13 protein-coding genes are annotated in these 19,195 nt (G+C 34.1%); 7 read left to right on the top strand and 6 right to left on the bottom strand.

All coding sequences use genetic code 11. The features are described from left to right. The 4 genes from ACJJV4_RS03015 to ACJJV4_RS03030 form a co-directional block, all read left to right on the top strand. A partial coding sequence (locus tag ACJJV4_RS03015; protein WP_405291991.1) for a tandem-95 repeat protein occupies positions 1 to 3,763 on the top strand: 3,763 nt, incomplete at its 5' end. Positions 3,764 to 3,798: 35 nt separating this feature from the next. Next, positions 3,799 to 4,728, top strand: coding sequence for a type IX secretion system membrane protein PorP/SprF (locus ACJJV4_RS03020; protein ID WP_405291993.1), 930 nt, complete (start codon positions 3,799 to 3,801; stop codon positions 4,726 to 4,728). A 10-nt stretch (positions 4,729 to 4,738) separates the two neighbouring features. Further along, a complete protein-coding gene (locus ACJJV4_RS03025) occupies positions 4,739 to 6,718 on the top strand; it encodes an OmpA family protein (protein WP_405291995.1) in 1,980 nt (659 codons plus the stop codon). Between the two features lie 218 nt (positions 6,719 to 6,936). After that, a complete protein-coding gene (locus ACJJV4_RS03030) occupies positions 6,937 to 8,037 on the top strand; it encodes a PAS domain S-box protein (RefSeq protein WP_405291997.1) in 1,101 nt (366 codons plus the stop codon). Between the two features lie 82 nt (positions 8,038 to 8,119). Here ACJJV4_RS03030 and accD read toward each other — a convergent pair whose 3' ends face one another. The 3 genes from accD to ACJJV4_RS03045 form a co-directional block, all read right to left on the bottom strand. Next, the gene (gene accD / locus ACJJV4_RS03035; RefSeq protein ID WP_405291999.1) at positions 8,120 to 8,977 is read right to left on the bottom strand and encodes an acetyl-CoA carboxylase, carboxyltransferase subunit beta; all 858 of its coding nucleotides are present in this window, start codon (positions 8,975 to 8,977) and stop codon (positions 8,120 to 8,122) included. Between the two features lie 288 nt (positions 8,978 to 9,265). After that, on the bottom strand, positions 9,266 to 10,333 hold the full coding sequence (fbaA, locus tag ACJJV4_RS03040; protein WP_405292001.1) for a class II fructose-bisphosphate aldolase: 1,068 nt from the start codon (positions 10,331 to 10,333) through the stop codon (positions 9,266 to 9,268). 133 nt (positions 10,334 to 10,466) lie between these two features. Further along, a complete protein-coding gene (locus ACJJV4_RS03045; protein WP_405292003.1) occupies positions 10,467 to 13,016 on the bottom strand; it encodes a BamA/TamA family outer membrane protein in 2,550 nt (849 codons plus the stop codon). A 171-nt stretch (positions 13,017 to 13,187) separates the two neighbouring features. Here ACJJV4_RS03045 and ACJJV4_RS03050 point away from each other — a divergent pair, with 171 nt between their 5' ends. Next, complete coding sequence (locus tag ACJJV4_RS03050; protein WP_405292005.1) at positions 13,188 to 13,907, top strand: TrmH family RNA methyltransferase; 720 nt, start codon at positions 13,188 to 13,190, stop codon at positions 13,905 to 13,907. A gap of 14 nt (positions 13,908 to 13,921) precedes the next feature. Here the strand turns inward: ACJJV4_RS03050 and ACJJV4_RS03055 are convergent, their stop codons facing one another. The 3 genes from ACJJV4_RS03055 to ubiE are packed head-to-tail and all read right to left on the bottom strand — an operon-like array spanning position 13,922 to position 15,966. After that, complete coding sequence (locus ACJJV4_RS03055; RefSeq protein WP_405292007.1) at positions 13,922 to 14,470, bottom strand: hypothetical protein; 549 nt, start codon at positions 14,468 to 14,470, stop codon at positions 13,922 to 13,924. A gap of 37 nt (positions 14,471 to 14,507) precedes the next feature. Next, positions 14,508 to 15,236, bottom strand: coding sequence for a porin family protein (locus tag ACJJV4_RS03060; RefSeq protein ID WP_405292009.1), 729 nt, complete (start codon positions 15,234 to 15,236; stop codon positions 14,508 to 14,510). A gap of 4 nt (positions 15,237 to 15,240) precedes the next feature. Continuing rightward, positions 15,241 to 15,966, bottom strand: coding sequence for a bifunctional demethylmenaquinone methyltransferase/2-methoxy-6-polyprenyl-1,4-benzoquinol methylase UbiE (ubiE, locus tag ACJJV4_RS03065; RefSeq protein WP_405292011.1), 726 nt, complete (start codon positions 15,964 to 15,966; stop codon positions 15,241 to 15,243). Positions 15,967 to 16,209: 243 nt separating this feature from the next. Here ubiE and trkA point away from each other — a divergent pair, with 243 nt between their 5' ends. Both trkA and ACJJV4_RS03075 read left to right on the top strand, forming a co-directional pair. Further along, positions 16,210 to 17,559, top strand: a complete 1,350-nt coding sequence (gene trkA / locus ACJJV4_RS03070) for a Trk system potassium transporter TrkA (RefSeq protein ID WP_405292013.1) — start codon at positions 16,210 to 16,212, stop codon at positions 17,557 to 17,559. Between the two features lie 53 nt (positions 17,560 to 17,612). After that, positions 17,613 to 19,106, top strand: a complete 1,494-nt coding sequence (locus tag ACJJV4_RS03075) for a TrkH family potassium uptake protein (RefSeq protein ID WP_405292015.1) — start codon at positions 17,613 to 17,615, stop codon at positions 19,104 to 19,106. Positions 19,107 to 19,195: the final 89 nt, after the last annotated feature.

Below are 19,195 nucleotides of genomic sequence, written 5' to 3' on the forward strand. Positions count from 1 at the left end.
AGCCGATATTTCATCAAACGATACGTTAAGTGATGGTAGCCCAGTAGATACGACACCAGGAACAGGTAATGCCGTAATCAGTCTAGATCCAACGGATTCAGATGGCGATGGCGATCCATTAACGTTAATTGTACCAGGAGAGGGAACTTGGACTTACGATCCAGCAACGGATGATTTAACATTCACACCAGAAGCAGGATTCACGAATGATCCAACAGCAATAGAATATACCTTAACCGAAACACAAACTGGTTTAAGTGATACCGCAACTGTAACAGTAGATTACGTTATCGAATCACCAACAGCCGAGAATGATGAGAGCTTAGCAAATGTAGCAGGCGCAGTAACTATCGATCCATTAGTAGCTAATGGCGGCGGCGTAGATGCCGATCCAGATGGAGAATTAGACCCAACAACGGTAAGTTTAGTAGCACCAACAAATGCCACAAGTATTGTAACCGATGCCAATGGCGATGTTACTAGTTTTGCAGTACCAAACGAAGGAACATGGAGTGTAGATGAAACTACAGGCGCAATCACATTCACACCGTTATCAACGTTTACAGACGATCCAACGGTTATCAGTTATAATGTAGAAGATAATGATGGTAATGTATCTAATGATGCCACGGTAACGATTACTTATATTGTTGTAACGACGGATGCAATCAATGACGTTAATAATACATTTAAAGACGTAGCAGTAAATGGAAATGTGATTACTAATGATATCGATGCTGAAGGCGATACGCAAACAGTATCAGATTATAGTCCGTTAAGTACGGAAGGTGGAACTGTAGTTATGAGTCCAAATGGTGATTATGTTTACACACCAGCTGAAGGGTTTACCGGAACAGATACCTTCACTTACACTGTATGTGATGATGGTTTCCCACAAGCTTGTGATACGGCTACGGTGACTATTAAAGTTTTGGCCGATCCAAATACAGCGGAGAACGAAATAATTGCTAATAGTGATACTGCTACAACGGAAGCAGGAAGTCCTGTAGATGTTGTTGTTTTAGCAAATGACGTTGATCCAGAAGGTGATCCATTAAGTATAACTCCAGGATCGATTACCGACCCAGTAAACGGAACGATAGTAGAAAATACAGATGGAACTATTACTTATATACCAGATGCCGGTTTTGTAGGTGAAGATACATTCACATACGAGGTTTGTGATACAGGTAGCCCACAAGCTTGTGATACAGCTACGGTAACTGTAACTGTGGATCCATCAAACGGAACAGATAATGATACCTATGCAAATGATGATGCTTATAATGGTAACCCAAATATGGACATCGCAGGTAGCGTATTAGATAATGATACCGATCCAGAAGGAGATACACCAACGGTGAACACAATACCAGTTACTGGTGTTGATAATGGTACATTAGTATTAAATTCTGATGGTACGTTTGTTTACACTCCAAATCCAGACTTTAGCGGAACAGATAGTTTTGTATATGAAGTTTGTGATAGTGGAGTACCGGAAGCTTGTGATCAATCAACTGTTTATATTACAGTAAACCCTATTGTTTATCCAATGATTGAGTTATTGAAAACTGCAATTGTAGATAGAGGAACAGATGGACTTATCAATGAAGGTGACATTATTACTTATACATTTACTGTTGAAAATGTAGGAGATGTTACTGTGAGTGATATTACAATTACTGATAATATGTTGGGTGTATCTAACTTAGCGGTAATTTCAGGAACGCTAGATCCTACAGAAACAGGAACAGTTGAGTTCGATTATTCTATAACTGCTGCAGATATTGTAGCAGGAAGAATTGAAAATACAGCAACTGCAAATGGAACAGATCCATATGGAGATTTAGTAAGCGATATATCAGATGATCCTAATGATACAGATACAACAGATATAGAAGGTGATGGTGAAGCAGATGCTCCAACAGTCACATTGTTAAAAAGTCCTTATTTAGAATTAACTAAGGATGGAGTATATGCCGATGCAGATGGAGATAATGTTGTAGAAGTAGGAGAAATTATTACCTATACATTTACTGTTAGAAACACAGGAAATATAGATGTAACAGGATTAACTGTTGATGATGCAAAATTAGGAGTTACAGGTTTACCTGTTTCACCAGCAGATTTAACACCTGGATCTATAGGAACTGTAACTTATGAATATGCCCTTACTCAAGCAGATTTAGATGCGGGAGTTGTATACAACGTAGCAGTAGCAAATGGAACAACAAGTGAAGGTCCTGTTAGCGATGAGTCGGAAGATCCAACACCAGTTGGTCCGTCGCATCCAGCATACGATCCTACATGTCCAGACTGTACAGTAACACCATTAACAAGTCCACAAATGGAATTGAGAAAAACCGCAACTATTGATATAGGTAGAGATGGGGTTGTAGAAGAAGGTGATACCATTACTTATACATTCACAGTAGTGAATACTGGAAATGCAATCATAGAAGGAATTACAGTTACAGATACTATGCTAGGAGTAATAGATCAACCAATAGTGTCACCATTATTAATTCCTGGTCAAGTAGGCGTTTATACATTTGATTACAAAATTACTGATGCAGATATTGCAGCAGGAAGTATTGTAAACACAGCAACAGCGAATGGATTGGATCCTTACGGAAACCCAGTAAGCGATATATCAGATGATCCTAACGATACAGATACAACAGATGTTGATGGCGATGGAGAACCAGATGGTCCAACAGTAACAGTATTACCAATTCCAATGGCAGATATTGTAACTGTAAAAGACGATGGTGAAGTTACTTATATAGCAGGTACAGACGTAGTTTATACAATTACTGTAACTAATAATGGCCCAAGTGATGCCGCTAATGTAATAGTTAGCGATCCATTACCAGTAGGTATCATTGATGCCGTATGGGTTGGCGATAACGGAACAAGTGGAACGGGTGCATTGACTGATACAATAGATTTATTTTTAGATGGAGATTCAGTGACTTATACAGTAACACTAAGTGTACCATTTGAGTTTACGGGAGATTTAATCAATGCAGTAACTGTAACAAGCGACACTATGGACCCTGATCCAACTTGTGCAGATTGTATAGATGTAAATACACTTGAGCCTGCATCCGATATTGGTGTAACAAAAGAGGCAAGTGTAGAATCTGCTCTTGTAAATGATGAAGTGACTTTCACAATCACTGCTCAAAACTTTGGTCCTCAAGATGGAACTAACATTGTAATTGAAGATATATTACCTAGTGGTTACGAATATATTTCTCACTTAACAACATCCGGAGTTTATGATGAAACCTCTGGTATATGGTCAATAGATGCTTTAGAGTATAATGGTGTAGAATTATTAGAAATCACGGTTAGAGTCTTAAACGCTACAGATTATACAAACGTAGCTTCAGTGTTAAGTGTCGATCAGGTAGATCTATATAATGATAATGATACAGATGAAGTTACTTTAGGAGTTGTGCTTTCAACAACATGTATAGAAGTATATAGTACATTCACTCCGCATAATGTTGATGGAATAAATGATTATTTCACTATTGATTGTATTGAGAACTATCCAAAAAACACCTTAAAAATTTATAACAGATGGGGGTATGAAGTGTATACTGCCAGCGGATATAATAACACTTGGGATGGTGTGTCAAACGGACCTAGAACAGTAAATGAAGAAGATAAAGTACCAGTAGGAACTTATTACTACGTTTTAGATTTAGGACAAGGAGATGAGCCAAGAATAGGATGGTTATATGTAAACTAATACGAGCTGAATACGTAAATTATAAAAAAATAAAAATGGAAATACAACGTAATATATTAAAACTCTTAGTTCTGTTTTGCTTCTTCTCCTTTATAGTAGAAGAAGTGGAAGCACAGCAAGACCCGCAGTATACGCAATACATGTACAATACCATGAGTGTAAATGCAGCTTATGCTGGTACGGGTGGAGATTTTACTGCCACAGGGTTATATCGGACACAATGGGTAGGTGTCGATGGAGCTCCCAAAACAATAACATTTGGGTTGGAAACTCAGGCAGGTGAACGTGTAGGTTTAGGTCTAAATATTATTCAAGATGAATTAGGCCCATCTAACGAAGTTTATTTAGATGGTAATTTTTCATACACCATACCAGTTGGTTTAGAAACTAATTTATCATTTGGTATTAAAGCTGGTGTTAGATTTTTAGATGTCGATTTTTCTAAAGGAACGGCTGAGCAAATGAATGATCCTAATTTGGAAAATATAGATTCGAAATTTTTACCCTCTATAGGTGGTGGTATTTTTTATCATCATGATACAAAATGGTATTTAGGTCTTTCCGTTCCTAATATTATTAGCTCACAGCATTATGATGAGTTTATCCAAAGTGTTGCAGAAGAGCGCTTGCATGTATTTTTAATTGGTGGATATATATTCGATTTAAGTGAAAATTTAAAATTCAAACCAGCCTTTTTAGGAAAAGGTGTTTCTGGTGCTCCAATATCTGTAGATCTTTCTGCTAACTTTTTGTTTAATGAAAAGTTGACTTTAGGTTTGGCATACCGATGGAATGGATCTGTTAGTGGTTTAGCTGGCTTTCAAATATCTCCCGAGTTATTTGTTGGATATGCTTATGATTATGCAACAACTCCAATAAATGAATATACAAGCGGATCGCACGAAATTATGTTAAGATTCAATATCTTAAGACAAGGAAAAATTAAATCTCCAAGATTCTTCTAAAAAATATATTATGAATAAAATTAAGATACTATTAATTATAGGTTTTTGCTTTACTTTTTCCGGCATGTCTGGTCAAAGTAAAATTGTAGCAGAGCGTTATTTTAATGAATATGCCTATGTTAAATCTGCCCAATTATATGGTGATATAGTAAAAAAAGGTGACTCTTCACAAGTTACGCTGCAGCGCTTAGCAGATTCTTATTACAACAACGCAGATGTAACGGAAGCCCAAGTTTGGTACGAGCTACTATTTGATAAGTATAAAGTACAGTTAGATAGCGAATACTATTATAAATATGGATTAACGCTTAATGCTTTAGGAGAAAAGGATTTAGCTAAAGAAATGTTTGCTCAATATGCCGTTTTGGAGAAAGATGATGTTAGAGCAAAACAGGTATTATTAGGATTAGTAGAAGATGAGAGTAATATTACCTATAACAACATCACGAACTTAGATATAAATACGAGCTATTCCGATTTTAATGGTTTTGTGAATGATAGTTTACTTTTCATTTTTTCAACTCAACCATTTTCAGGGAAAAGTCAAAAAATATATAAGTGGAACCGTCAGCCTTTTTTAAATGTTTATAAAGGTAGTGTTGGAGAAGATGCACAATTAGGTGAGTTGGATTATCTAAATGGTGATGTGAATACAAAATATCATGAGGCGACCTTAGTGATAAGTAAAGATGGAAATACCATGTATTTTACTAGAGATAATTATCATGGTAAAAAATTGAGAAAAGCAAAAGATAAAACTACAAACTTAAAATTATATAGAGCCGACTTAGAAAATGGCAAATGGGTTAATGAAAAAGAATTACCTTTTAACAGTGACGAGTATTCTGTTGGGCATCCTACATTAAGTTTAGATGAAAAGGAGCTGTATTTTGTATCTGATATGCCTGGAGCAATTGGTGGAACTGACCTTTTTAAAGTAGCTTTAGATATAGATAAAAACCTTTATGGAACACCAAAGAATTTGGGTCCTCAAATAAATACGGAAGGCATGGAAATGTTTCCGTTTATAAGCCAAGATAATACATTGTATTTTTCTTCGAACGGACGTTTTGGTTTTGGGCTTTTAGATATTTATAAAACCGATTTAAGTAATAAAGAAGAAACGAATGTATATAATTTAGGAGCATCTATTAATAGTAATATGGACGATTTTGCCTTTACTTTAAAAGATGAAAATTCTGGTTATTTCTCATCAAATAGAGTAACAGGTAAAGGTGATGATGATGTTTATAGTTTTAGTTCTTCGTCTCCATGTTTACAGACCATAGTAGGCGTTGTTACGGATAGTTTAAGTAAGTCAATTTTACCAGAAGCAACAGTTAAGTTAATCGATAAAAGCGGTAAGGTTTTAAAAGAAGTGTTAAGTGATGCTGAAGGAAATTACACTTTTACAAAAGTGGCTTGCGATAATGAGTATACCATAATCGGGTCTAAATTAGATTATGTTTCGGATCAAGAAAGTGTTATCACCAATTTAGAACGAGGTAAGGTAAATCAGGCCGATTTAGTACTGAAAGCATTAATTGTTGGAAATGAAATTATTATTAATCCAATTTTCTTTGATTTTGATAAATACATTGTTAGAGATGATGCCGAATATGAATTAGAGAAAATTGTTACGGTGATGAATAATCATCCTGATATGGTTATTAAAATAGAGTCGCATACAGATAGTCGCGGATCTAAAGGTTATAACAGGGAATTATCAGATAAAAGAGCTAAGTTCACACAATACTACTTATTTACTAGAGGTATTTCTAAATTTAGAATACAAAGCGCAATAGGTTATGGTGAAGATCAATTATTAAACAACTGTGATGATGCAAATACAAATAATTGTACAGAAGAAGAGCACCAACGTAATCGTCGATCAAAGTTTATTATTGTTAGTGGAGGAACCAATGTAAAAGCAACCGATCCAACCGTTGCACCATTACATAAAGTAGATAAAAAGCCAGGTAGAAATTAAGTTTAATTTATTATTTCGCCCAGCCAAACGAGCTATATTTCTTTTAGAAATGTAGCTCGTTTTTGTTTTTGACATTAATATATTTTCTGAAGTTTTACTGTGTTAAATATAGGTTAAATCGCATGGTGTAAGTAAATTACGATATTATTTAGTAAAATCTTTTTATAATTAAAAAAAAACGTTTAACTTTTCTCCTTGTATAAATTAGCGAGCATTGTATGGCGATCAGTTTTTCACGACATAAATTATTCGAGAATATTTTTAATTATGCCATGGGTGGTCTGGCCATTGTTGGTATGCGTGGCGAGTGGATAAAAGTTAATGATAGTATCGTTAAATATCTAGGCTATCCAAAGGAAGAGCTTTACGAAAAGACATTTCAGGATATTACACATAAAGACGATCTTAATAAAGATTTGGGAGCCATGCGGGCTTTACTGCGTGGCGATATTTCTAATTATACAATAGAGAAGCGTTACTTTCATAAAAACGGATCTATAGTTTGGGTAAGACTATCTGTATCTTTAGTTAGAGATGATGCTGGTAATCCAGAATATTTTATTTCTGAAATACACGATATATCTCAGCAAAAATTGGATCGTGAGGAGTTAAAAGTGTTATTAGATTTAAGTAAAGAACAGAACAATAGATTGTCTAATTTCGCCGATATAGTGACGCATAACTTAAGAACACATTCTTCGAATTTAGAAACGCTCGTTGGGTTTATTTCTGAGGAGGAAGCCACCTCTAAAGCTTATAAAAGCGAGAATTTTGAATTTTTAAAGAAATCTATTCAAAATTTAAATGATACTGTATCTCACTTAAGTGAAGTTGCTAAAATAAAGTCAATGAATAAGGAGGAAGTACAGTCTTTAAACCTCCACGAGTACTGCAATAGAGCTATTTATAATGTAAGTGGGTTGGCTAAAAATATAAAATGTAAAATAGAGAATAATGTAGATCCTAAACATTCGGTATTAGCTATTCCTGCTTTTTTAGATAGTATAATTTTGAATTTTTTAACCAACGCTTTAAAGTATAGTGCCAAAGATAGAATTGCTGAAGTATTTTTGCTAAGTGAAATAAATGATGATTTTGTTGTAATTACTTTTAGGGATAATGGTTTAGGAATTGACATGGACACCCACGGAGATCAAATTTTTAAAATGTATAAAACATTTCATAAGCATAAAGACGCGCGAGGTGTTGGCTTATTTATAACCAAAAACCACATAGAATCCCTGGGAGGAAAGATTGAAGTGAAAAGTGAATTAGGCAAAGGAACGGAGTTTACAGTATCTCTTAAGAAAGCTGTTTAATAAGGTTTTTTCTAGCTTAAAGTAATATTAAAAGCTAGAGTAGCATAAATAAAAAAGCGAGCCATATGGCTCGCTTTTTTATTTATGCTCTTAGTGGTTGATTGGTGATTAAATCTACATATAGATTAACCTTATCCTTTAAATCTTTTCTTAATGTTATAAAATCTAAGAAACCATGTTCTAGTAAAAATTCTGAAGTTTGAAAACCTTCTGGCAATTCTTTACCAGTAGTATCTCTAACAATTCTAGGTCCTGCAAAACCAATTAACGCACCAGGCTCGGCTATATTAATATCACCTAGCATAGCGAAAGATGCTGTTGTACCTCCCGTAGTTGGGTCTGTACATAGAGATATGTATGGCAAACCTGCATCAGCTAATTGCGCAAGCTTAACAGATGTTTTTGCTAATTGCATTAATGACAATGCAGCTTCCATCATTCTAGCTCCTCCAGATTTAGAAATAACCATTAATGGTAATTTGTTTTTTAAGGCGTAATCGGCTGCACGTGCAATTTTTTCACCTACAACACTACCCATAGAGCCTCCAATAAAAGCGAAATCCATACAAGCTACTACTAAATCTTTTCCTTTAGATTTACCTACAGCACAACGTACGGCATCTTTTAGTTTGGTTTTTTCTTGAGCGGCTTTTAAGCGGTCAGGATATTTTTTTGTATCCTCGAATTTTAATGGATCTTTAGAGTCTAGGTTTTTATCTAGTTCTTTAAAATTGTTATCATCAAAAAGGATTTCAAAATATTCTTTACTTCCTATTCTAACGTGATATCCATCTTCTGGACTTACGTAAAAGTTTTTTTCTAATTCTTCGGCATCTACAATTTTACCTGTTGGAGATTTATACCACAGTCCTTTTGGAGTGTCTTTTTTCTCTTCCGTAGTAGTTGTAATACCTTTTGTTTTTCTTTTAAACCAAGACATAGTTATGTGTGTTTTAAAGTTTAAAGCTTTAATATTAAGCCGTTAACTGCGTTAAGGATTGATGCGGCATCCTTTTTGTTTTTGGTTAAAATGCGTAGTGATTTTAACTAAAAGCACAAAGATACAGCGGAAAGCCTGACGGCAAAATTAAACCTTTTTTTAATTTTGCGGTAACGCCTAAGTGAATTTATTGGTTTTTATCCTTTAATTTTCTGATTTAGAGTATAATATACAAAAAAGGCTCCGCTTTATGCAGAGCCTAATTATATTATATAAAAACATCTATAGTTATAGCGTGTTCACGTTGTTTAAATCTTCAAAAGCTTTCTTTAAACGAGCTACAAAGGTTTTTTCACCTTCACGTAACCAAACTCTTGGATCGTAATATTTCTTGTTTGGCGAATCAGATCCATCAGGGTTTCCTATTTGCGCTTTTAAATATTCAGATTTTTCACCCATATAGTTACGAATACCTTCCATGAATGCATATTGTAAATCTGTATCAATGTTCATTTTAATTACACCGTAGCTAATACCTTCTCTAATTTCTTCTACTGTAGATCCAGATCCACCGTGGAATACAAAATCGATATGATTTTCTTCAACACCATATTTTTTTGTGATAAACTCTTGAGAATTTTTAAGGATTTTCGGAGTTAATTTAACGTTACCTGGCTTGTAAACACCGTGTACATTTCCAAAAGCTGCTGCAATTGTAAATTGTGGACTTACTTTACTTAATTCTTCGTAAGCGTAAGCTACTTCTTCTGGTTGTGTGTATAATTTAGAATCGTCTACATCAGAGTTGTCTACACCATCTTCTTCACCACCTGTAATACCTAATTCTATTTCTAAAGTCATGCCCATTTTAGACATTCTTTCTAAATACGTTTTACATATTTCAATGTTTTCTTCGATTGGTTCTTCAGAAAGGTCAATCATATGTGAACTGAATAATGATTTTCCAGTTTCTTTGAAGTGTACTTCACTAGCATCTAATAAACCGTCGATCCAAGGTAATAATTTCTTAGCACAGTGATCGGTATGTAAAATTACTGGAACACCGTAAGCTTCAGCTAAAGTGTGTACATGTTTTGCACCTGCAACAGCTCCTGCTATAGCAGCTTTTTGACCATCGTTGCTTAAACCTTTTCCAGCGTTAAATTGCGCACCACCATTAGAAAATTGAATAATCACTGGAGCATTTAATTCTGCTGCAGTTTCTAAAACACCATTAATAGTGTCCGATCCAATAACATTTACTGCAGGTAAAGCATAACCGTTTGCTTTTGCATGGTTAAAAATTGCTTGTACTTCTAGGCCTGTAGCTACACCTGGTTTTATATTGTGTCCCATTTTAATTTATTTATTATTAATTACTAAGTTACCAAAAGTAATCATTTTTTAAATAAAAAACTTGGGTTTTTAGAATTGAAAGTGCTAAAATAACACTAAAACGTTATAGTGAAATAGTAAACTAAAATTAGGTCTAAAAAGGATAGTTTATACCAATATTATATACGGCATTGGTGAAATTATATTCGTTAAACCAACGGTTTTGTGTTTCGTTAGCAGGGTTGTAGGTTTTGAAACCTACATCGAACCTAAAAACAAAAAAGCTAAAGTCGTAACGTAAACCTGCACCCGAACCTACTGCAATATTTTTTAAGGAACTAAAATTATCGAAGGTGGCTCCTTCGGTTTCAACATCGTCAAAAACATTCCAAATGTTACCTGCATCAACAAAAAAGGCACCATTTAAGTTTCCAAATAAATTAAAACGGTGTTCAAGGTTTACGGCCAATTTTAGGTTAGCTTCGTTAAATTCGTTTGTGGTTTGTGAACTTCCTGGGCCTAAACTATAAGCTGTCCAGGCTCTATTGTCGTTTGGTCCTCCTGCAAAGAAACTTTTAGAGAATGGTATACTAGAGGAATTTCCATATGGAACCGCAATACCCAAAAAGCTTCGCATTGCAAGTACGTTTTTGTCTCCTAAATCCCAGTGTTTTGTATAATCGAACTCTGTTTTTACGTATTGAGAAAAGGCAACGCCTAAAAGTTCATATCTGTCTTGAGAGTCTTTCTTAAGGCCAATAAAATCAGATGCACTTGCCAATAAGTTACCGGCTAGTTCAATTTTAAATTTAAAAATTGAAAAGTTTTCATCAAAAATATTAGTTCTACCATCTTTTGTGAAACTGAAACTTGACGATAGTATTAAGTTGTTTTCTGTTAAACGTGTTTTACGCTCGTCTATAGCTTGTATGGTTGATACTTGGTCGGTAGATAGTTCGGAAGGTGTAATGTCTCCCAAAGCATAAGCTATAAACTCATCGGCCTGATTATTTGGGTTATCGGAATTGGGAATATTTAATTCGTCATCTGGGCCAACATAACCAACATCCTGGGCAATATTATTTAGCGTGTTAAAAGATGTTGTATAAACTCTAAAATAATTTTTTATGTTTAGATTATTGATATATTGAATATTGAAAATGTCTAGCCTATTCGTTACATTATTATTAGGGTGCCAGTTGTAATTAAAAGCGCCGCTAAAGGTTTCTTTGTCTAACCCAATATTAGTTTGGCTAGTGGATGATAGGCTAATGTTGGTACTTGGAGACATGTATTTCGGAATAATACGCTCAGTATAAAATGGAGAAAACAACCTAGGAATGGTTAATTTTAAATCGATACCATATTCGTTAATATCAAAAAAAGGATCGTCTATATTATTTTTATCTTTAGAAGAACCAATAGAAGCTATTCCAGATATTTGAAAGGTTTCCGCACCTCTAAATATATTCCTTATCTGCAAACTAGGACTTAATGAAAAACCAAAGTTTTGAATATTACTTTGAGAAATATCTGCACTAAAACCAAAATTAAACTTTTTCAATGGTGTAAGCCTAATGGTGTCGGTTAAGGTATTGTCTTCATGTTCGTAATACTCAATGTTGGGGTATTTAAAGGTTTTTAACTCATTAAGATGTCTATAAGTTCTGGTTCTATCCAGATCTTTAAAAATAGTACCAGCATTCGTGAACATGGCATCGGTAAGTGCTCGTGGTCTATATTTTATTTTATCATAAGCGTAAATATTATAACCGTTATATTTTATCGAATCTAGAAATGGTTTACCTCTGTTCTCAAAAGAATAATCGGTAATTATATTTACATCTCTAATGGTATATATTTTGAAAGGAACACGAGCTACAGAATCTTGATTTCTAATGGCTCGGTTTAAGATGTTAATGCCAACATTCATTTTTTTATTTGTACCAATGGTGTCAATGTCCATGGTAATATAATCTTGCGAGAAGTGGTAAACACCCGAATTCCTAATTATGGTAGCGAGGCGCTCACGTTCTTTTTCAAAATTAACTGTTTTATACTGTTCGCTGCTTTTTATTAACGCATCCTTTTTTATTTTTTGATAGATAGTATCAATAATAGGCGATTTTATATTCTCGGTAATCGTATCGATTAAAAAAGGTTTACCTGTTTCAACTTTATACTCAACCTTAGCACGTTTATCGTCGGTTTTAGTAATCTTGTAATCGGTTTTCACATCGAGCCAACCATTATTGATATAGTAGCTGTTAAGTCGTGTAGTAGATTTTTGTGTTTTTAATTCGTTAACTAACACGGGTGCTTCACCTGTTTTCTTTAGCCACGCATTAAAATCTCTTTTAGACTCAAGATATTTATCCAATTGTTTTTTTGAAAGAAAATTTTCGAGATGCTTTTTTTTATTGGGTCTCTTATTGAGGTTAGCGTTTATAATAGAATCGATATTAGGTCGTGCTAAATTATAAATATGCAATCGCAAAGGTGTCCCTAAAAACGGAATTTTAGTATTCGGTTTTTGGTAAAGCAAATTGTTTAAGGTTTCGTTGCTTTCCTTTTTACCATTAATAAGAATGGTGTTTTCAGAAAGTACATGCTCATCATTAGAGACACGCTTTAAGCTATTGCATGCAGTAATACATACAAAGCCGCCTAGTAAAATTAATATGGTTTTGAATTGAAGTTTCAAATGTACTAGTCCTTAGTTTTGGTTAAATTTGTTTTTAATTTGTTTCAATTTAATAAAATGCTGAAAATATGCGTTACGCGTTCAAAAATACTGTTTTTTCAACTGAAAAATTAATGTCTAGGCTATTGTTACTAATATTTTCTTTTTCTTTATCAAAAAATTATAATAGGCATGCTTAGTAAAAGCCAGATAAAATTAATAACGAGTTTAAAGCAAAAAAAATATAGACAAGACCTTGGTTTTTTTGTTGTTGAAGGTGTTAAAACAATAAAAGAATTATTAGAGTCTAATTTAAAGCTTTACGCATTATATACGACAGAATCGTTCAATATTGATGCCAAAGATGAAGTTTTAATTTCTGAAACCGATTTAAAGCGTATTAGTTTCCTAAAAACGCCTAATACAGCTTTAGCAGTCTTTAAAATCCCTGAACAAACCCCTGTTGAAACCAAAGGACTTATTGTAGCTTTAGATGATGTTCGCGACCCGGGAAACTTAGGAACAATAATTAGACTTTGCGACTGGTTTGGTATAAAACAATTGGTTTGTAGTAAAGCTACCGTAGATTGTTTTAACCCAAAAGTGATACAAGCTACTATGGGCTCAATTACAAGAGTAAATATTAGTTATGTGGATTTAGAAACTTTTTTAAAAGACACTGATGTCCCTGTTTTTGGTGCTTTTATGGATGGCGAAAATGTTTATAAAAAGCAATTACCACAACATGGCGTTTTAGTAATGGGTAATGAGGCTAATGGTGTATCGAAAGCCGTAGAGGCTTTAATTACTGAAAAAATTAGTATCCCAAGATTTGGCGATTTACAAGCTACAGAGAGTTTGAATGTGGCTACAGCAACCGCAATTTTAATAAGTGAATTTAGACGTGGTTAGTTTTTAGCAAATCGTTAAAACATTTTGTTTGCTTTTTTTTTAACTCGTAACTTTCTAAATTCAGTCAGAATTTTTTCTTTTTCTATTTTGGTTAAACCAAAATCTGGTAATTTTTCAGGTATTGGAATTTCGTGGTCAATCAATAAAACGTTTTGCACAATATATTCGCCAATGTTTACATTCATTACACACCGGGATTGATTGTCTATAATGTAGGCTGTGTCATTAATTGCTCTTAATATTAATTCAGTTTTTTGTGCAAACTCTTTTTTTCTTAAAAGACCTTCGTAAGCGATTGCTTTTACTATTCCGTTTGGATATTTCGTCAGTTTAAGAAGTTCGGATTCCGTTGCGTTTTTCCTTACCCACCTACTTGTAGTACCATTTAATTCGGAAACTTTTATAGAATCTTTTATTTTATTTCTTATGCCATCTAAACTATAATTATTATTCGTTTCAGATGTTGTAAATATAGCGGCAGTAATTCCAAATCCGAATATTGTCAGAATTAGGAATATAATCAAAAACCGATTTCGTTTGCTGTTATCTTTGGGTTTTGTCATATTGTTGCCAGCAATAGAATATACTCAATCCGTCGTCCTATTGAAAAGTGAAATTAATAAAAACACCACGGCTTTTCATGCTGTTTATATTGCTAGTCCATGGACTTTCTGGATCCTCATCTCTTACCAACTCATCATTTAAACCAAATACACCACGTATAGATGGCGTAAATTTAAAGTTATAAAGGTAAAAATCGATACCGAAACCCAACTCGTAAAATACCGAGTTTTTAGTTGTACGGAACTGTCCGTTTTTATTATCGTTGGGGTTATCTTGGTTGCTTGAGAGGTTTAAAGCTGTCGAGAATCCGCCAACAACAAATGGTTTAAAATTGTTAATACGTTTGGTAGAAACCTTTAAAAGTAATGGGATGTGAATATAGGTCGATTTTACTTCGCGAATTAAATCGATAGCCCGAGGTTCTTCATCCAAAAAATAAGTTGAACTGTAATTTAATTCTCTAGTAGTAATTAATAAACCTGGTTCAATACGTAAATCTATAAACTTGTTAATTCTTAAGTTTCCTATTAAACCAACATTAAAACCGGTAGTGCTTTTTACATAAACATCTTGTAAATCTTGGTTGTAATCAAAGTTGAAATCGTAGTTATTAAAACCTAAAAAATAACCCCAACGTAATAGTTTGTATTCCGTAGAGCCGCGTCCTTGGTTGGCATCGTAGGTTATCTTTTCTTTTTTGAAAAGCTGTGCACTCGATGTTTGGATTACAAATAAAAATGCTAATAATGCAAAAACCTGCTTCATATTATTACTTACTCGATTTATAAATTGTGGCCACACCTAAAGTTTGTGGCAAATCTTCAACATCTATAAACCCAATTTTACGCAAAATATTGTTCAAAGCTTCTCCATAAGGAAAAACAGATGCCGATTCGCATAAATATTTATACGCACTTCTATCTTTAGAAAACATTTTTCCGATAAGCGGTAAAATGTTTTTAGTGTAAAAATTATAACCTTGTTTATAAGGTGTTTTGTCTGGCATAGAGGTTTCTAAAATAACAAAGGTACCTTTAGGTTTTAAAACTCTATAGATTTCTTTTAAACCATTTTCAAGCGATTCAAAATTACGAACTCCAAATGCTACAGTTATGGCATCAAAACTATTATCTTCAAAAGGCATATTTTCACTATCGCCCAAAATCATTTCAATTTTAGAATCTAAAGCCTTTTTAGTCACTTTGGTTTTTCCAATTTCAAGCATGCCGCTACTAATATCAAAACCAACAATTCTGCTAGCATTGGTTTCTGCTAAATTAATAGCTAAATCTCCCGTACCTGTAGCAACATCTAAAATACTGTCTGGGTTACTGTCTTTAACTATTTTAACAACTTTTTTACGCCATTTAATATCAATTCCAAAAGAAATTACACGGTTTAAGCCGTCGTAATCTCCAGAAATGGTATCAAACATTTGGGTAACTTGTTCTTTTTTACCTAAATCGCTGTCTTTGTATGGTTTAATTTTCGACAAATCTTTATTTTTTTGGCAAACCTACATAATTTATTTCTACTTTATAATGTGTACTCAAAAGTGAAAAGAAGGTTATACTGTTTTACAGTGTCAAATTTATTAAATTTATAGGTATAATTAAGCTACATTTAGGTTTATAATGCAGATTTTAAATAGGTTTGTATTCTGTTATAAAGTTTCATTTTAAATAACTAATATTAATTTTGCACTATCTTTGCACCACTTTATCATGAAGAATTACAAATGAAAATAATTATAGCAGGAGCTGGCGAAGTTGGATTTCATCTAGCAAAACTCCTATCATACGAGTCTCAAGAAATTACTTTAATCGATACCCAAAAGGATAGTTTGGCCTACGCAGACACACATTTGGATATTAGAGTTATTAAAGGAGACGCTACTTCTATTGCTATTCTAAAAGAAGCTAGAGTAGAGGCGAGCGATTTATTAATAGCGGTAACAGCAAGCGAGACTACTAATATTACTATTTGTGTTTTGGCTAAGCAGTTAGGTTCTAAACGTACTATTGCAAGAATTACAAATACGGAGTTTATACACCATAAGGACGAAGTTGGGTTTACCAAATTTGGTATCGATGAATTAATTTCTCCTGAAGCATTAGCGGCTTCAGAAATTGAATTATCTCTTAAACAATCGTCTTTTAATGATACTTACGAGTTTGAAAGTGGAGCATTAACCATGATTGGTTTAACCTTAAGAAGCTCTGCATCTTTTGTTGGTAAAACAGTAAAAGAAGCAGCTAGAATATTTCCAGAACTTCACTTTGTGCCTATTGCCATTCAGCGTTTTGGTACACAATTCACTATTATTCCACGCGGAGATACCAAATTTAAACGTGGCGATCATGTGGTTTTTATAACCTCTAAAGGAGGAAACGAAGAATTATGTAGACTTACGGGGAAACCGAATAGGGTTATTAAAAATGTAATGATTTTAGGCGGAAGTCAAATCGGTTTTAAAACGGCGAGATCACTTTCCGAAAAAGGCTTTAATGTGAAGCTTTTAGAAGAAAATAAGGAACGTGCATTTGATATTGCCGACGAGTTACCAAATGTTTTAGTATTGCATAGTGATGGTCGAAAAGTAGATTTGTTAGAAGAGGAAAATATTAGTGATATGGATGCTTTTATTGCTGTTGGGAAAAACTCTGAAACTAATATCATGACTTGTTTAGTAGCTAAATCTAAAGGTGTTAAAAAAACGGTTGCGTTAGTAGAGAATATGGATTATTTTGAGCTATCGCACTCCATTGGTATAGAAACCTTAATTAACAAAAAATTACTAGCGGCTAATAATATTTTTAGATACATTAGAAAAGGCGAAGTGGTTGCCATGACGAAGCTTAGTAACATGAACGCAGAGCTTCTTGAGTTTGAAGTAAAGCCTACATCGGCCATTTGTAATAAAGTCATTAAAAACGTAGATTTTCCTCGTTCTGCCATTATTGGAGGTGTTATACGCGACGGTTTGGGAGTAATAGCTTTAGGCGATTTTAAAATTCAAGCAGGCGATCGTGTAGTAGTTTGCAGTTTACTTCAATCAATAAAAGGCGTAGAAAAATTATTTCGTTAAAAAGTGTAATAGCTGCTAAGGTTTAGTATTACATAATCAACATAAATTTCCAAATGAAATTAAATTACAAAATCATTTTTCATTTCTTAGGTCTGTTACTTTTGTTTAACGGTGGCTTCATGCTACTGTCTGCATTAGTAAGTCTACTTTATAAAGACGGTGTAACTTTTGAACTGTTTTTAGCAGGTATAGCAACTTTAATTGTTGGCGTTGTTGCTATGGTTTTAACCAAAAACCATAACAAAGAAATGAACAAGCGGGAAGGTTATATAGTAGTAACTTTTGGCTGGGTAATTATGTCGCTTTGTGGTGCTTTACCTTATGTTTTTACAGGAGCAATACCAAGTTTTACCGATGCGTTTTTTGAAACTATGTCTGGTTATACAACCACGGGAGCATCTATTTTAAATGATATTGAAGCCGTACCAAAAGGTGTGCTGTTTTGGAGAAGTCTAACGCACTGGATTGGTGGTATGGGTATTATTGTACTCGCCATTGCTATTCTGCCATTACTAGGTATTGGTGGTATGCAACTTTTTGCAGCCGAAGCACCTGGCCCAAGTGCCGATAAGTTACACCCCAGAATTACAGATACAGCAAAGCGACTTTGGCTTATTTATTTTGGTTACACAGCAGCCGAAACATTACTGTTAAACTTAGCAGGAATGTCGTTTTTTGATGCTATAAATCACGCCATGTGTACCTTGTCTACAGGAGGGTTTTCAACTAAAAATGCAAGTGTGGCTTATTGGAATGATCAGCCTATAATACAATACATTATTATTCTATTCATGTTCTTGGCAGGTGTAAACTTTGTATTGAGTTACTTTGCATTTAAAGGAAAAGTACAGAAAATTATAGCCGATGAAGAGTTTAAACTCTACAGTAAATTTATTATCATATTTACTTTAATAGCGGCACTTATTATATATTTTCAAGCCGATCCTTCAATCTCTACTATAGAACATCCCATGGTGTGGGGAAAAGCAGAAAGTGCTTTTAGGCATGCGCTTTTTCAAGTACTGTCTGTAATAACAACTACAGGTTTTGTTTCGGCAGATTACACACTGTGGTCGCCATTTTTAGTGGTGTTTTTCTTCGGTCTCATGTTCCTTGGTGGATCTGCAGGAAGTACTTCTGGAGGTGTAAAAGTAGTACGCCATTTAATACTAATAAAAAACGGATTTTTAGAGTTTAAGCGCACCTTGCATCCAAATGCCATTCTACCGGTTCGTTATAATAAACGTGCCGTTTCTGGAGACATTGTGTTTAATGTTCTAGGCTTTTTTATTCTCTATATGTTGTCCTTTATTATTGGAGCGCTCGTGTTTTCTATGTTTGGTATTCAGTTCGACGCGGCAATCGGTCTGGCTGCATCTAGCCTCGGAAATGTTGGTCCTGCACTGGGCGATTTTGGACCGGTGAATAACTATTCGGCATTACCGCCATTAGCAAAATGGTGGTCGGCATTTTTAATGCTTATTGGGCGTTTAGAACTTTTTACGGTGCTTATTTTATTCACGCCATTTTTCTGGAGAAATAGATAAATAAAGTGTTTTTTTAAATAATTTTGGCGTTACCCGAAAAGGGTCGGGCTTTCACTACTCAATCTTTTTGCTATTAGTTTTCGTGAATT

Origin of the sequence: Algibacter sp. Ld11 (assembly GCF_045066735.1) — a bacterium.
Lineage (GTDB): Bacteria > Bacteroidota > Bacteroidia > Flavobacteriales > Flavobacteriaceae > Algibacter.

Bases quoted from the DNA above. Each gene is read 5' to 3' on its own strand.
- ACJJV4_RS03020 (WP_405291993.1), top strand. From the start codon at position 3,799: ATGGAAATACAACGTAATATATTAAAACTCTTAGTTCTGTTTTGCTTC.
- ACJJV4_RS03025 (WP_405291995.1), top strand. From the start codon at position 4,739: ATGAATAAAATTAAGATACTATTAATTATAGGTTTTTGCTTTACTTTT.
- ACJJV4_RS03030 (WP_405291997.1), top strand. From the start codon at position 6,937: ATGGCGATCAGTTTTTCACGACATAAATTATTCGAGAATATTTTTAAT.
- accD (WP_405291999.1), bottom strand. From the start codon at position 8,977: ATGTCTTGGTTTAAAAGAAAAACAAAAGGTATTACAACTACTACGGAA.
- fbaA (WP_405292001.1), bottom strand. From the start codon at position 10,333: ATGGGACACAATATAAAACCAGGTGTAGCTACAGGCCTAGAAGTACAA.
- ACJJV4_RS03050 (WP_405292005.1), top strand. From the start codon at position 13,188: ATGCTTAGTAAAAGCCAGATAAAATTAATAACGAGTTTAAAGCAAAAA.
- ACJJV4_RS03055 (WP_405292007.1), bottom strand. From the start codon at position 14,470: ATGACAAAACCCAAAGATAACAGCAAACGAAATCGGTTTTTGATTATA.
- ACJJV4_RS03060 (WP_405292009.1), bottom strand. From the start codon at position 15,236: ATGAAGCAGGTTTTTGCATTATTAGCATTTTTATTTGTAATCCAAACA.
- trkA (WP_405292013.1), top strand. From the start codon at position 16,210: ATGAAAATAATTATAGCAGGAGCTGGCGAAGTTGGATTTCATCTAGCA.
- ACJJV4_RS03075 (WP_405292015.1), top strand. From the start codon at position 17,613: ATGAAATTAAATTACAAAATCATTTTTCATTTCTTAGGTCTGTTACTT.